The organism is Arcicella sp. LKC2W (assembly GCF_034931005.1).
Classification (GTDB): Bacteria; Bacteroidota; Bacteroidia; order Cytophagales; family Spirosomataceae; genus Arcicella.
On record NZ_JAYGIN010000027.1, the window covers coordinates 82,150 to 100,519 of the forward strand.

1 protein-coding gene is annotated in these 18,370 nt (G+C 39.4%); it reads right to left on the reverse strand.

Annotated elements, in window-relative coordinates:
- Nucleotides 1-149 precede the first annotated feature (149 nt).
- Complete coding sequence (locus VB796_RS20095; protein WP_323348381.1) at nt 150-18,332, reverse strand: gliding motility-associated C-terminal domain-containing protein; 18,183 nt, start codon at nt 18,330-18,332, stop codon at nt 150-152.
- Between the last annotated feature and the right edge of the window lie 38 nt (nt 18,333-18,370).

Sequence of the window (18,370 nt, forward strand, 5' to 3'; positions counted from 1 at the left end):
TACGCCGTTGTTGGTGGTGGAAAACACCAACAACGGCGGAAAAAATAAAGAATAATCTATAATATCCACTAAACCAACACAAAAAAGGGCAAAAAGAAGGCTTATTGCCCCTTTTTGCCCTTTTACGATTTTGGAAAATCGTGGTACAATTATCTCATCAAAGTCATACTACGGATAAATTCTTTTCCGTTTGATAGCTTAACCATGTAGAAATACGTTCCGTCTGGCAAGCCTGTTTTACCTGTCAGATTCGCTCCTTGGTTGGCGGTTCCGTCCCAATTGTTTTGGTAGTCTTCTTGGGCGTAAACCAATCCTCCCCAACGGTTATAAATTTGTAGGTTTATCGTTAAAGTCTTGTCGTTCAAGTCTATCACAAATAAATCATTGATACCGTCTCCGTTTGGCGAGAAACCTTCTGGAATGAATATTTCCTTCGGTTCGTCCACTGGTTTTTGTATGCTCAACACTCTAATTGGCGTTGGTTTCGAGTCGTCCGTTGGGTCGTTGTTACCGTCTGGATTTACGTCAAAACCATTGTTTGATAAGTCTTGTACAACTACTTTACCTGCTTTGGCTACGGCATTGGCGGAGTTGTAGAAAGTATCTACTTTGGCATTGGTAAAATCAACACTTACTGTAAATTGAAGGCTTTTCACTTTGCCTGTCAACAAACGGCTTTGCGTTTCTACTAAAAGTCGATTGTTCGTTTGTCCATCATAATTTGGATTTACCACCAATCCAGAATCAGCTTTCAATCCATTGACTGCCAAAATCTTAGCTCCATTATTAGTAAATACATCCTCTAAATTATCTAATACTTGAATTTGCTCAAAGTCGGCATTTCCTACGTTCACTAATCTGAAATCATAGGTAATATTGTAGGTTTTGCCTTCTACTAAAACTGGAATTCTTGCTTCTTTGCACAATGCTAACATTGGTTTTGACACCACTTTAAGACTATCTTTTCCACAATCTGTTACGATAAAATACGCTGCCGTCGAAGGTTCTGATTTGCACATATTCAATTCACAAACTGCCGTAAATTGGTAAGCTGTTTTGGTTGGTTTTACCAAAATGGCTTTACCAATTTGACCATCTGACCACGTTACTTTTCCGCCTTCGCAGCCGTGTGCCGTCAATACTTCTGACTCCCCAACGCACAAACGCTCACGTCCACACGTAACCACTGGCGTTGAAATACCAACTTTTACCGTAAATTCATTTGACCTGAAACTTTTACAATTTCCTGACTGACAAATGGCAGAGTATGCGGTGGTTATTGTTGGTTGTTCCGTTATCGAATTGCCTGTTTTTCCGTTGCTCCAAACTACCGTTCCATTGCAAGTTAATGCCGAAAGCGTTACACTATCTCCTCCACAAATTTGTTGTTTATTGGAAACAATCAAAGGAGAATCTGGCGTTGTCACTGTAATTTTCACCGCTTTCGACGCATCACTTACGCAGGTACTTGAAAGTACACAAATGGCGGTATAACTAACATCCGTTTTTGGCGAAATCTTAATGCTTTGTCCTTTTTGTCCATCCGACCAATTGACTGTTCCAACGCAACCCAAAGCCGTCAAAATTGTGGTGTCGGTACAACTAATCATGGTTTCGCTCGCAATAATGGTTGGTGCGGTTTTGTCGCATGGTAATTTTGCACGCACTACGCAACTGGCTTCGTCGTCTTCTGTTCCGTCAAATTTGCCATTATTTGGCGTTGAATCTGGGTCTGGTTGGTCAGATTTTGTTACCTGTGCTTTATTAATTAAGTTTCCTTCTTTCGTTACTAAAACTTTGTAACCGAATACCGCAAAACCTTTTTTCTCAATGCTTGGCACTTTGAAGGTAATTACGTTTCCGTTCAGCGTTCCGTTATTCGATTCTAATAATTGTAAACCGTCTGGTAAAATATCAGAAATCTCTACGTTTGTCGCTTCTGAAGGCCCTGCGTTATCCACCTGAACCATATAAAGAAGTGTATCGCCAATAGTTACATCAGTATGATTTACGATTTTATTCAAACTCAAATCTGCCTGATGACCTATCAAAGTAACAACGCCCACATCGTCCTGACCGTCTTCTGTGCCTGTATTTGGTTGAGAATCTGGGTCATATTGACGAGTATCGAAAATTTCGGCTTTGTTCGTTATCAATCCGCCTTTCAATACTTTTGCTTTGAATGTTAAATCAACGTAAGTATTTGGTTGAATCATGGGAATAGTTTTACTCAAAACTCCTTCACTCGGATTGTAAAAATCTATCTTTTCACTCAATGCCAATTCCGCAGGTAAGTAGTCTTTCACAATGGTATTTCTTGCTACACCCGGCCCTGCGTTGTGTACACGTAGCGTAAAGGTTACTTCTCCGCCTACATTTGGTTCGGCAGGCGTTCCTGTATCATTTGAAACAAATTTCTCTAAACTCAAATCCGAACCTTTATCGTTAATAACCACATAATCAGTATCGTCTTCTCCATCATCTGTTCCTGAGTTCGGACAAGAATCTGGGTCGAATTGGTCAGATTTTATAATTTCAACTTTGTTGGCTATCGGCTTTTGGCTATCAACTTTCGGTAAGATTTTCGCTATGAAAGTCAATTTCTCTTTTTTATCTACTTCTACCGAATCCAATTTTCCAATTAATGCTCTTGATGTTTCATTGTATTCAAAATCATTTGAAGAAATGAATTTCAAACCTTCTGGCAAAATATCTCTTACGTGAACATTCGTAGCCGTATTTGTTCCCGAATTGCTCACCGTAATGGTATAAGTTACGTTTTGTCCTACATTTGCATTCCAAGGTTTTACGTCTTTTCTGATGCTCAAATCTGATGTTCCTGCATTGATGGTTACACTTGCTTCGTCGTCTTCATCGTTATCCGTTCCGTTATCAGGTGTTGAATCTGGGTCGAACTGGTCAACTTCGATGATTTGGGCGTGGTTGGTAACGGATTTAGAAATCCGTTGTACATCAACTATAAATGTCCAAGTGGCTGAACTTCCTGCTTTAATACTATCCGCCGAAAGCGTCAATTTGCCTTTGTTATTGACAATATCATCATTTGACGAAACGAATTTTAAGCCTATTGGTAAAATATCTTGAACCTTCACATTGGTTGCCGTGAGTGGGCCTGCATTTTTCACGATAATGGTATAATTGACCGTTTCACCTGCTTTTACATCATATTTATCTACTTTTTTCTTCAAACTCAAATCAGCCGATTGAATACAAACGCTCACAGAATCCATATCATCTTCGATTTTGGCAATGCCATTTCCAACCTTAGAATCTGGGTCAAATTCGGCAGCTTTCCAAATTTCAGCTTTGTTCGTCAATGTACAAGATTGGGCAAAACGAGTCACTACGCCCACAAAAGTCAATTGGACAGAATCATCTGGGGCAATTACTGGTATCGGCAATAAATTACGTAATACGCCTTTTTGCTTAACAAAATCAAAACTTTCCTTAAATTCAAGACCTGCTGGTAAATAATCTTGTACCTGTACGTTGGTGGCTTCGTCTGGGCCTGCATTGCGTACCGTGAGCGTGTAAACCAACTCGTCACCCAAATTTGGTTCGGCAGGCGTTCCTGTCAGATTATCAACCGTTTTACGCAAGCTCAAATCTGCTTGTTTTCCGTTAATCATTACGCTTGCTTCATCGTCTTCACCTTTATCCGTTCCGTTTCCGTGTGGCGAATCTGGGTCGAATTGGTCGGCTTTTGAGATTTCTGCTTTGTTGATGATACTCTCGGATTTGGAAATTCGAGCTACGAATTCTACCGTTTGCGAAGTTCCTGCGGCGATTGCAGGGATTTTCGCTAAATAGGTCGTGCCATTTAACAGAGTGAAATCTGTGCTACTCACAAAAGTTAATCCTGCTGGCAATACGTCTTTTACCTCCACATTGGTTGCCATAGCAGAACCTGCATTATAAACTGTAAGTGTATAAGTTACGGTTTGTCCTTTCAATGGCGAACGATTCGAGACGTTTTTCTTCAAACTCAAATCAGCAATTTGTGGCATGATAGCAAAATACCCAGCATCATCCTGACCGTCTGCTATACCTGTATTCGGTTGAGAATCAGGGTCGAATTGGTCGGATTTCGTAATTTCAGCACGGTTAATGATTGTGTTTGCAACTTCATCACCTCCTACGCTCATGATTTTTACTTTGAATTTCAATTTTACTGAGCTTCCAACTTTGATTGAATCAATTGTTTTTGAGACAAGAGTATTTCCAGACAGGCTGAAGTCTGCGGCAGGCGTTCCTGTGCTACTAATAAACTGAATTCCTTTTGGTAAAATATCACTTACTTGTACGTGCGTAGCAATTCCTGGCCCTGCGTTGCGAACTTCCAACACGTAGGTAATGGTATCGCCTACATTTGGCGTGGTGGCGTATCCGTCCACTCCTTTGATGAGACTTAAATCTGCTTGGTCGCCGTTGAGCATCGCACAGGCTTCATCATCTTCACCGTTATCTGTGCCATTTCCTACTTGTGAATCTGGGTCGAATTGGTCGGCTTTGAAGATTTCAGCACAGTTCATAATCATGCCTTTGTCTTTTACTTTGGCAATAAAAATCAAGGTATCCGCTTTGTTTGGAGCAATTTTCAAGATTTTACGAGAAATCAAAGCCGAACCTGTCATCGTGAAATCGGTACTGGCTACAAATCCTAAACTTGCTGGCAACACATCACGAACTACTACATTGGTGGCGGTGTCTGCTCCCGCATTTTTCACAATCAATTTGTAGGTTACTTGTTCACCTAAATTAGCATTTGGTTTATTGACTAATTTAATCAAGCTCAAATCTGCCGATTGTCCACCGATACTTACTGAATCTTTGTTGTTTTTAAGATTCGGGTCAAATTGGTCGCTCTTCGTAATCTCGACATGATTAGTTACTGGTGACTGGTTATTAGTTATTAGTTTCACTATATAGCTAAATGACAACACTTTACCCGTTCTAATTGAGTCAATTTTTCCTGTGATGGTTGATGGAATAAACTGAATTCCTTTATCTCCCGAAACAAAATTTAATCCTGCTGGCAATACGTCTTTAAACTCAACATTCGTAGCTGTGTTTGACCCATTATTTTTCACCGTAATGGTGTATGTGACATTCTCTCCTACGTTTGGTTTACGATTAGAAACCGTTTTCTTGATTTCCAAATCTGCGGACTCTCCTCCTATCGTTGCCGATGCTTCGTCATCTTCGCCTTTTCCTGTACCATTTCCGTGTTCAGAATCTGGGTCGAATTGGTCGGTTTTGGTGATTTCAGCTTTGTTTATCATACTTCCACCTGCTAAAATTTTGGCGGTGTATGTGTAAATCTTACTATCTCCTGCATTCAATCTACCTATTTTCAAAGTCAAAGTATCACTCGTTTTTGAGATGGTAAAATCATTTAATTTCACAATCGTCAAACCTTTTGGTAAATAATCTTTTACCTCAACATTGGTCGCATTGTCGTTGCCGTCGTTGGTTACGGTTATCGTATAAGTTACTTCCGAACCAATCGTTGCCGTGGCATTTGAAACAGTTTTTTTCAAACTCAAATCTGATGTCGGAACAGTAATCGTTGCTCTACTTTGGTCGTCTTGACTGTCTTCTGTTCCTGTATTTGGTTGAGAATCAGGGTCAAACTGGTCTGATTTTGAAATTTCAGCACGGTTAACTAATTGTGAATTCGTGAGTTGTGAATTGTAGAAATCTTTTGTCACCATCGCTACCATCGTCAAGCTAACCGTTTGATTTACTGCTATTTGAGCAATATTTCTACTTACATATACCGAATCTGTAACTTTCAAGAAATCAGGGCTGGCAGGCGTTCCTGTTGAAACGAATACCAAACCTTTCGGTAAATAATCTTTCACCTGTACATTCGTAGCAACACTTGGCCCTGCATTATTGATTTTGATGGTAAATGTGGTTGTTTTACCAACGTTGACAAATTGGTCTGCTACTGTTTTCACCAAACTCAAATCTGCTTGCTCACCGCCAACGCTTACTCTTGCGTTATCGTCTTCGCCGTCCTCTGTTCCAGAATTTGGTTTAGAATTCGGGTCATAAACATCCGATTTTACAATCTCCGCTTTATTCAAAATAATACCTTCTTTCACTACACGTGCCACAAAAGATAAGGTATCAGTAGTATTAGGTGCTACTGTGATGGCTTTGCTCGTTAAGACAATATCATTAGACATTATAAAGTGTTTGCTACTCACAAATTCTAATCCTGTCGGTAAAACGTCCTTCACGACCACGTGCGTTGCGGAGTCTGGCCCTGCGTTTTTCACTACTAATTTGAAAGTTACACTTGTTCCAATATTAGTAGTTTTGCGGTCGGCTAATTTTTGTAAACTCAAATCTGCCACACGAGGTTTCACGGTGACAGCACCAGTATCATCCTGTCCATCCTTTATACCTGTATTGGGTTGAGAATCAGGGTCATATTGGTCAGACTTTGAAATTTCTGCACGGTTTGTAAAAGCCACAGCTCCCGTTACCAAACCTTTGAAAGTCAATATTTTTGTTGAATCTGCTCCAATTTTATTGATTGTGCCAAATAATGTACTACCCAAATTATCAAAATCATCACTTTGGATAAATTCAATTTCTTTCGGCAATTTATCTTTTACCTCCACATTGGTGGCGGCATCTGGCCCAGCATTATGTACTGATATTGAATAAGTTATGGTATCTCCTACATTGGGACGAGCATTTGAAACCGTTTTAAGCAAACTCAAATCTGCTTGTTCGCCATTCACCAAAACACCCGCTTCGTCGTCTTCGCCTTTTGTTGTTCCGTTTCCGTGTTCAGAGTCTGGGTCAAATTGGTCTGCTTTAGAAATTTCTGCTTTATTTAAAATAGCATCTGAAACCAAAACTTTCACGGTAAAACTCACAGAACGACTCATTCCTGCATTGACTAAAGGAATGATATTTCGGAGGGTATCTCCTATTTTAACCCAATTATTACCAGATAAATACAACAGACCTTTTGGCAAAATATCCTGTACTTGTACATTTGTGGCATCACTTACGCCGTCATTAGTAACGGTAATGGTATAATCTATTTCTTCGCCTACTTTGGGCTTACGATTTGAGGATGTTTTTGTCAGGCTCAAATCAGCATATTGAATTTTAATTTCGCCATCATCTGTATCATCTTGACCATCACCATAACCTGTATTTGGTTGTGAGTCAGGGTCGTACTGGTCAGATTTAATTATTTCCGCAAAGTTTTTCACCGAAGACCCACGAGCCATTGCTAAAGCCGTTACTTTATTTTTCACGGTTAATGTTATGGTGGTATTTGGTAAAATTTGAGGAATAATTTTACTAACAAGTGTACTGTCGTTAGTCATCGTCCAGTCCCCAACTGATGCTGTCATAAATTGTAAACCTCTCGGTAAATAATCCTGTACTTGTACATTGGTAGCAGCAGATAGTCCTGTATTTTTAACTTTGATGGTGTAAGTAATTACGTCACCTACATTTGGCGTTGGATTATCCACGTCTTTGGTCAAACTTAAATCTGCCGATTGTCCACCCACAATTACCGATGCTTCATCGTCTTCTCCATTTTGCAAGCCATTATTTGGCTCAGAATCAGGGTCTAATTGGTCAGACTTTGAAATTTCTGCACGGTTTGTTATTTGTAAACTACTGAGTGGTGTGTTAGTGATTTTTGTAATGAATTTTAAAGTATCAGCTTTCCCATTATCAATTTTAACTATGTTTTTACTTAAAAGAACACCGTTATTATTGGTAAAATCGTTGCTCGAAATAAACTCTAAACCTGTTGGCAAAATATCTCTGACTTGTACGTTAGTGGCAAAATCAGGGCCTTCATTTTTCACAACCAATTTATATTCAAATAGTTGCCCTATTTGTGGCGTTGGATTTGACACTAATTTACGTAAGCTCAAATCTGCAACACGTACCCGAATATCTGCATGGTCGGTATCGTCTTCTTCATTGCCCGTTCCGTTATTGGGCTGAGAATCAGGGTCTGGTGTATCGGAATCCGTAATTTCAGCTCTATTGACAAAATATACAGGCAATAAACTGTTTGAAGCTACATTTTCTAAAACAGTCTTTTTAACTCTTGCCGTAACTGTCAACTTCACGGTTGAATCTTTTTTAACATTAAATACGGTGGCGGATAATGTACCTGCCGAATTGGTGAAATATTTACTCGAAACGAATTCAACTCCTGTTGGCAAATAATCTTTCACGGTAAATTCTCCGACGGCATCAGGCCCAGCATTTCTCACCAAAATACTATAAGTTACTGTTTGTAAAGAAGTTACTACCGAATCAGAAACTGTTTTGGTCAAACTTAAATCTGCCGAACGCCCAAATGTGCTAACTTCCGAACGGTCATCTTCTGTATTATTAGTTCCATTACCTACTTTAGAATCTGGGTCAAATTGGTCAGATTTACTAATTTCAGCCACATTCAATACATTGCCTGCTTGCGTAATACGAGCTACAAATGAAAGCGTGCGTGAAGTGCCACCCAATAATGATGGAATTGTAGCGGTCAATGTACCGTTGGTATTGGTAAAATCTGCGGGATTAACCAATTCTAAACCTTGTGGCAATACGTCTTTTACTTCTACATTGGTAGCCGTAGAAGGCCCTGCATTACTAACCGTTAAACGATACGTTACCAGCGAACCTTTCGTTACTGAAACTGCTCCATCAATTGTTTTGCGTAAACTCAAATCCGCTTGTTGAATATTGACAACGGCATCATCGGTATCATCTTGACCGTCTGACGTTCCGCTATTTGGCTGAGAATCAGGGTCATATTGGTCAGATTTAGTAATTTGGACTTTGTTTTGTATTGATGTTGAATTAGTTGGAGCTAAAACTTTCGCACTAAAAATTAGGGTTTTCATTTCATTCACCCCAATTGTTGGAAAAGTTGAAGTCAGTATATTTCCTGCATTTTGGAAATCTCCTACTGATATTATTTCTAAACCAGATGGTAAAATATCTTGTACTTCAACATTTGTTGCAATGCTGGGACCTCCATTTGTCACACGGATGGTATAAGTCACTACATCACCCACATTCGGATAAATATTATCAACATCTTTACGGATACTCAAATCTGCTTGTTGCCCATTCAGCACTACGCCTCCTGTATCATCTTGCCCGTCGGACGTACCTGTATTGGGCTGTGAATCAGGGTCGTATGTTTCAGATTTAAAAATCTCTGCTTTGTTGATTATTTGTAAATTAGTAACTTTTGCTACAAAATTGAGTGCAAGACTATCTCCATTTGCAAGCGTTGGAATTGTTTTACTTAATAAATTTCCATCGTTGGACAGTGTAAAGTCTGCGGTAGGTGTTCCTGTGCTACTGATAAACTCTAAACCTGTTGGCATAAAATCTTTTACCTGCACATTTTGAGCAGTGTCTGGCCCTGAGTTTTTCACATAAATCGTGAATGTAACATTACTTCCAATTGATGGAGTATGATTTGACACCAATTTACGCAAAGATAAATCTGCGGCTTTTTGAGTATTTATCGATACCGAATCACGGTTATTTTTGGTGTCGGGGTCAGTTTGGTCAGCTTTTATGATGATACCCGTATTTTGGATATTTCCTGATTTAATAATCTTTGCAACTACCGTTAATGTCTGACTTGTGCCTACTGCCAAACTACCGATTCCTGCCGTAATTTTTCCTTCCAGATTCAAGAAATCAACTCCTGATACAAAAGCCAAACTATTTGGTAATGAATCTATTACCACAATATTTGTCGCTAAACTTGGACCATTATTTTTTACAACAATCGTATAACTAATATTATCTCCTACATGATAAGGCCCTGCTGAAACGCTTTTTTTGATTGACAAATCTGCTGCCTGTGTCGTGAAACTTATACCGTCAGTATCGTCTTCTCCGTTGCTTGTTCCATTATTTGGCGAAGAATCTGGGTCGAATTGGTCGGCTTTTGAAATTTCAGCGTTATTTGTAAGTTGTGAATTACTGATTGAAAAATTGTTCTTCGCTTGAAATGTTAAAGAAACCGTTTGTCCAACTTTTACGGTATCAATATTTCCTGTTAAAATATTGCCTGACAGGCTGAAACCCCCAACGGATGTTGCTGTGCTACTCACAAATTGTAAACCTACTGGCAGTACATCTTTGACCTCAATATTGGTCGCATTGTTAGGGCCTGCATTGCTTACTTTGATGGTGTAAGTAACAATGTCGCCTAAATTCGGTGAGGTATTTGAGATTTGTTTTTGCAAACTCAAATCAGCTTGTTGTCCATTCAGCATGGCTCTACCAATATCATCCTGACCGTCGTCAGTCCCTGTATTTGGTTGAGAATCAGGGTCAAATTGGTCAGAAGAAATAATTTCAGCCTTGTTTATAATGGCACCTGCTTTTGTAACACGAGCTACAAAACTCAATTTGGCCGTTCCATTAGGTACAATTACTGGTATGTTTTTAGAAATCAATGCTCCGCTATTATCGACAAAATCAATAGGTGAAACCAATTCTAAACCCGATGGCAAAATATCTTTTACCCGTACATTGGTTGCAGTATCAGAACCAATATTGGTAACGGTCAAAGTAAACGTTACAGCATCGCCTACACTTGCCAGTGGATTACTCACAATTTTTGATAGGCTCAAATCTGCTACTTGCAAACTAATCGTTACACGGTCTTGGTCGTCTTCGCCATTTTCGGTACCATTATTTGGTTTAGAATCCGTGTCAAATTGGTCAGCTTTGGTAATTTCAGCTTTGTTTGTAATTGGCTGACGAGTATCTGCGGTTGATAAAACCTTTGCAATAAAAGTAAATAATTTCGTTTCGTTGGCTTTAATGGTATCCGTTTTTGCCGTCAGGATTGTTCCTTGTTGGATAAAATCAGTGCCGGCAGGCGTTCCTGTACTTACAAATGATAACCCTGTTGGTAAATAATCTTTTACCTCCACATTAGTTGCCACCGATGCCCCTGCATTCTTTACTGAAATGGTATAAGTAATGTGTTCGCCTACATTTGGTTTGAGTTTAGACACTGTTTTTTTCAAACTCAAATCAATTTGATTTACTACCACTCCTACATTATCCGTATCGTCTTCTGTATTTTCAGTGCCATTATTAGGCTTAGAATCTGAGTCAAATTGGTCTGATTTGGTGATTTGTGCTTTATTGATTTTCTCACCTGCTTCAGTCAGTTTTGCAATAAATGATATTGTTTGAGAACCGCCCACCGCAATTGTTGGAATTTTCCATAAAAGCGTATCGGCATTCAATTTAAAGTCTTCGACAGGTGTTCCTTTTGAAGACACAAAAATAATTCCCGAAGGCAACACATCTTTTACTTGTACATTCGTTGCCAAATCTGGGCCTGCGTTGGACACAGTGATGCTATATATCACATTGTCGCCCAAATTTACCACTGATTTATCAACCGTTTTGCGTAAACTCAAATCAGCAGTTTGTGGTATGATGGTAATTTTATCGGTATCATCTTGACCGTCTTGCGTTCCAGAATTTGGTTTAGAATCTGGGTCAAATTGGTCAGATTTCGTGATTTGAGCCTTATTTATGATTGACGCAGGTTGAGAAACCTGTGCTACAAATGTCAAATCTTTAATTTGATTTACCGAAACGCTGTCAATATTTGCAATTAAAGTATCGCCTGTTTTTACAAAATCAGTTGATGAAATGAACGTTAAACCACTTGGTAAAATATCCTTCACCTGTACGTTGGTTGCTTTGCTTGGCCCTGCATTAAAAACACGTAAAGTATAGGTAATGGCATCACCCACGTTTGGACGAATATTTGATACCAATTTATCTAAACTTAAATCCGCTTGCTGACCGCTGATTGTGACTGAACCAACATCATCCTGACCGTCTTCTGTACCTGTATTTGGTTGTGAATCAGCATCATAAGTGTCAGATTTTATAATCTCAGCTTTGTTGGTAATTTTTCCAGCTTGCGTAATTCTTGCCTTGAATGTCAATACTTCTGGCGTGCCTTTTATGACAATTGGAAGGGTTTTGCTTAATAAAATATTCCCAGCGAACAGACTAAAGTCTGTGCTACTCACAAACTCTAAACCAATCGGCAAAATATCTTTTACCTGTACATTGGTCGCTATATCTCCACCGTCATTCTTTACGGTCAAAGTGAAGGTTACAACATCGTTGATATTGGGGTCGGCAGGCGTTCCTGCGGCAGGCGTTCCTGTTGGATTGCTCACGGTCTTGGTCAAACTCAAATCTGCCTGACGAATTCTTACCGTTGCTGAATCTTTATCGTTTGTCGTAACTAAGTCTGGAATTTGTGGATTAATGAGTTGTACCACATTTTTCAGCGTGTTACTGAATGCACTAATTTTCGCATTGTAAGTAAGCGTTTTGGTTTCTCCAACTAACAAATTCTGAACTTGGCTCGTTAACGTATTTCCTTGATTTACAAAGTCTGAGCTGCCAGGCGTTCCTGTGCTTACAAATGTTAAACCCGTTGGCAAAATATCTTTCACCGTTACATTAGTCTGTGTATCCGTTCCGTTGTTTTTTACTTTGATTGAATATGTAATTACGTCGCCTACATTGAAAACTGAATCGGAAGCAATTTTTTGAATTGACAAATCGGCAGAACGTCCGTAAACGCTTGTACTGTCGGTATCATCTTCGCCATTTTGTGTGCCATTGTTTGGACTTGAATCCAAATCAAATTGGTCACTTTTTGTAATTTCTGCTTTGTTCGTTGTGTTCACAGATTGGGAAATCTGTGCTATATAAACCAATTCTCTTGTTGAACCAACTGGTAAATTTTGAACAGTTCCTGTTAAAATTCCTGCATTATTTACTACGTCATTTGATGAAATAAATGTCAATCCTGCTGGTAAAATGTCTTTAACGTCAACATTAGTTGCCGTTGATGGCCCTGCATTGGTAACTTTTAAACGATACGTTAAAATATCGCCTACGTTAAATACCGCAATGCCATTCGCATTAATCACCGAAGCATTATCCACTGATTTTTTCAAACTCAAATCGGCAATTTGTGGTTTTATGACGGCATCATCTGTATCATCTTGACCGTCATTTACGCCTGTATTTGGTTGAGAATCAGGGTCAAATTGGTCAACTTTACTAATTTCTGCTTTGTTAATAATGGTTACAGGTTGGGAAACCTGTGCTACAAAAGTCAATACTCTTGGCGTTCCAACTTGTATGGTTAAAGGTGTTAAATTTGTTAGAGTATCTCCAGACAGACTAAAGTCTGAGGTACTTACCAAACTCAAACCTGCTGGCAAAATATCTTTCACCTGTACGCCCGTAGCCACATCTGGCCCTGCATTGCGAACCGTGATGGTATAAGTTACCGTTTCACCTACATTTGGTTCGGCAAGCGTTCCTGCGGCATTTGAAACCGATTTCTCTAAACTCAAATCAGCTTGTTGTCCACTAATAATTACACCACCTGTATCATCCTGACCGTCTTCTGTACCTGTATTTGGTTGAGAATCAGGGTCGAATGTATCAGATTTTGAGATTTCTGCTTTGTTTACCACCGACATAGGTTGGGAAACCTGTGCTACGAAAGTCAATTTAACACTATCATTCGGAGCAATTTTTGGGATATTATTGCTTGTTAAAGTTGTTAATGACAGGGTAAAGTCTGCGGCAGGCGTTCCTGTGGTACTGATGAACAATAATCCCGATGGTAACACGTCTTTTACCTGCACATTTCTGGCGGTATCTGGCCCTGCATTTTTAACGGTAATGGTATAAGTAATTTGCTCGTTTACATTTGGCAAACGATTACTTACGACTTTCGTCAAACTTAAATCGGCGGCAGGTTGCGTACTAATCACCTCATTATCAGTATCATCTTCGCCATTGGCGGTACCGTTATTTGGACTCGAATCTGGGTCAAATTGGTCAGCTTTGGTAATTTGTGCTTTGTTATTAATTGTGCCAGATTGCGTAATTTTTGCTTGATAATTTAAGATTACGCTGGTACCAATTGCCAAACCTGTAATGTTCGCTTTGAGCGTTCCTGCGGTATTGATGAACGATGTACTTCCTACAAAACTTAAACCCGTTGGCAAAATATCCGTTACCTCAATATTTGTCGCTAAATCCGTTCCTGCATTATTTACCGTGATGCTGTACGTTACAATATCACCCACATTGTAAGTCCCTGCTGAAACCGTTTTTTGCAGACTCAAATCCGCCTGTTGCGTCTGAATGGTTACGCCATTTTGGTCGTCTTGTCCGTCTTTTGTTCCTGTATTCGGCTGTGAGTCAGCATCATACTGGTCAGACTTTAAAACTTCCGCACGGTTTTCAATTGCTCCTGCTTGAACCACTTTCGCTTGGAAAGTCCAAATACTTGAATTTCCAACGGCAATTGAATCAACGTTTTTAGACGTTAAAGAATCGTTTGAATTTGTAAAATCGGCAGATGCAACAAAGTCTAAACCTGTCGGCAAAATATCTTTCACCTGTACATTTGTTGCTTTATTTGGCCCTGCATTAAATACTTTTACGGTGTAAGTAATCACTTCGCCAACGTTTGGTTTTAAGTTAGAAACTAATTTTTCCAAACTCAAATCAGCTTGTTGAGCATTGATTAATACACCATCAGTATCATTTTCGTTATTCTCCGTTCCATTATTTGGCGTTGAATTCGGGTCTGCTTGGTCAGATTTCGTAATTTCTGCTTTGTTCAAAATCGTACCCGCCTTCATAACCTTCGCTTGGAAAGTCAATGATATTTCTTGCCCAACCGCAATTGAAGCTATATTATTGGAAGTCAGAATATTAGTCGATGACAGACTGAAGTCTGTGGTACTGATAAACGTCAATCCATCTGGTAAAATATCCTTCGCCTGAACGTTGGTCGCATTATCTAAACCATTATTTTTAATTTTAATCGTGTAAGTAATCACATCACTAACTTGTGGATTGGTATTGCTTACAGATTTCTTCAAACTCAAATCAGCCGAGCGAGATTTTACGCTTACTGAATCCGTATCATCTTCACCATCGCTTGTTCCAGAATTTGGATTTGAATCTGGGTCAAATTGGTCGGCTTTACTGATTTCAGCCCGATTAATTATTTGTGAGTTGGTGAGTGGTAAGTTGGTGGTTTTTGCTACGAATGTTACCGATTTTTTCTCGCCATTGGCAATATTTGGAATTTGAGCGGTGAGGATATTTCCTTGTTGGATAAAGTCCGAACTACTTACAAATTGTAAACTCGTTGGCAAAATATCTTTTACCTCAATATTCGTTGCCGTTGATGGGCCCGAATTGGTAACTTCAATGGTATAAGTTACGTTTTCACCCACATTTGGTGAGACATTCGAGACTAATTTCTTCAAACTTAAATCCGCTTGTTGTCCGCCAATGGTTACGCCACCATTATCATCTTGACCGTCTTCTGTGCCTGTATTTGGTTGAGAATCAGGGTCAAATTGGTCAGATTTAGTAATTTCTGCTTTGTTTAAAATTGCTCCTGCTTGGGTAACTTTTGCATCAAATGTTATCGTTCTATTTGTCCCAGAAGCTAAATTGGCAATCGTGGTTTTGAGGATTCCCGAAGGACTTTCTACGAAATTCAATGAGCTAACAAATTGCAAACCTGTTGGTAAAACATCCGTAATTTCAACGTTTGTTGCCGCACTTGAACCTTCATTAGTGACTGTAATTGAATACGTTACGGTTGAACCCACAATCGGACTTGGATTTGAAACTGTTTTCAATAATTTCAAATCAGCCATTTGAATCGTCAAAATAGCATCATCCGTATCGTCTTGACCGTCAGTTGTTCCAGTATTTACTTGTGAATCAGGGTCTTGCTGGTCAGCTTTTGAAATTTCTGCGGCGTTGATTATTGTTGTTTGATTGTTGATTGGAGCTAAAACTTTTGCTTTGAAAGTAACCACTCTTGGTGTGCCAATTTGGATTGTTCCAATTTGTGCTTTTAGTGTATCACCGTTAGCAATAAAGTCTGCGGCAGGCGTTCCTGTGCTACTTACAAATTGTAAACCTGCTGGCAAAATATCTTTTACTTCAACACCTGTGGCAATTGAAGGCCCTGCGTTATTTACCGTGATTGAATACGTGACAACATCACCTACGTTCGGATTAACTTTGTCAATATCTTTCTTCAACGATAAATCCGCTTGCTGACCGCCAATGGTTACGCCATCGGTATCGTCTTCGTTATTATCGGTTCCGTTATTTGGCTGAGAGTCAGAATCAAACTGGTCAGATTTAATAATTTGAGCCTTATTGGTAATACTCAAAGGTTGGGAAACCCGTGCCACAAATGTCAGAACGGCTTGCCCATTTACAGCAATCGAAAGGATATTTTTCGAGGTTAAAATATTACTTCCAGACAATGTAAAATCTGCGTTAGGCGTTCCCACTGAACTCACGAAAGTTAAGCCCGTAGGTAAAATATCACGTACTTGTACATTCGTGGCAGGGTCAGTTCCTGCATTTTTCACGGTGATGGTATAAGTGATTTCGTCACCCACATTTGGCTGTTGATTCGAGGCGGTTTTTGTCAAACTTAAATCTGCCACTTGTGGTTTTACCACGGTTGAATCTGTATCATTTTGACCGTCTTCTGTTCCTGTATTGGGTTGAGAATTAGGGTCAAATTGGTCAGCTTTTGAAATTTCAGCTTTATTGACAATCTTCTGATAACCAATGACTTTCGCCACGAATTTCAAGACTTTCGTTGAGCCATTTATCAGCGTTGAAATCTCCGTCAATAAAATCGAACCTTGCGAGGTAAAATCAGAACTACTTACAAATTGTAAACCCGCAGGCAATACGTCACGCACCTCAACATGGGTAGCATCACTTGGCCCATGATTGCTCACAGAAATGGTGTAAGTAACATTATCACCTACATTTGGACGGGGATTATCTACGGTTTTTGTCAAACTCAAATCCGCTTGTTGTCCGCCAATGATTACGCCACCTGTATCATCTTGACCGTCTTCTGTACCTGTATTTGGTTGAGAATCAGGGTCAAATTGGTCAGATTTTGAAACTTCTGCTTTGTTTAAAATTGCTCCTGATTGGGTAACTTTCGCCACAAAAGTTACACTACGAGTTACGCCCACAGGAATGTTAATAATTGTTCCTGTCAAGGTTCCGTTATTATTGGTCAGCGTTGAACCGCCAGGCGTTCCTGTTGAAACGAATTCTAAACCTGTTGGCAATACGTCTTTCACTTCAACATTGGTAGCTGCATTTGGTCCTTCATTGGTTACCAAAATCGTATAAGTGACTGATTCTCCAACAGTTGGATTTATTTTTGAAACTGTTTTTTGCAATCTCAAATCTGCTCGTTGAATCGTCAGAATCGCATTATCCGTATCATCCTGACCATCTTCTGTACCTGTATTTGGTTGCGAATCACTGTCAACTTGGTCAGCTTTTGTAATTTCAGCTTTGTTAATTATCGTGTAATTTGCACCTATTGGCGTTAAAACTTTTGCTTTAAAAGTCAAAACTCTTGGTGTTCCAATGCCTAATGTCAGCGGGGCTGAGGTAATTAAGGTATCATTACGATTGATAAAATCTGTGCTACTAACAAACTGTAAACCTGCGGGTAAAATATCTTTCACCTCAACGCCAGTCCCAACACTTGGTCCTGCATTAAGCACCGTGATTGAATACGTTACAATATCCCCCACATTGGGTGTGGCAGGCATTCCTGTTAGAGTATCAACGTCTTTTTGTAGTGATAAATCCGCTTGCTGACCACCAATGGTTATGCCACCTGTATCATCTTGACCGTCTTCTGTGCCTGTATTCGGTTGTGAATCAATGTCATAAACATCGGATTTACTAACTTCTGCTTTATTTAAAATTGCTCCACTTTGTGTTACTTTCGCTTGGAAAGTTAAAGTCGCTTCGCCACCTGAGGTGATACTTGCAATGTTGTTTGATAGCAATATATTTGACGACAGACTAAAGTCTGTGCTACTTACAAACTGTAAACCAACTGGCAAAACATCTTTTATCTGTACATTGGTCGCATTGTCAGGGCCTGCATTTTTTACTTTTATTGTGTAAGTTATCGTTTCGCCTACGTTGGGATTCGTTTTAGAAACTAATTTCTCTACACTTAAATCGGCTATTTTGGGCGTTAAAATCGCATCATCGGTATCATCCTGACCATCTTCTGTACCTGTATTTATCTGTGAATCTGGGTCGAATTGGTCGCTTTTACTGATTTCTGCTTTGTTGGTAATACTTTGACTACCAATTACTTTTGCTACAAAACTCAATGATTTTGTCCCAACTGACAAACTCGTAATTTGACTCG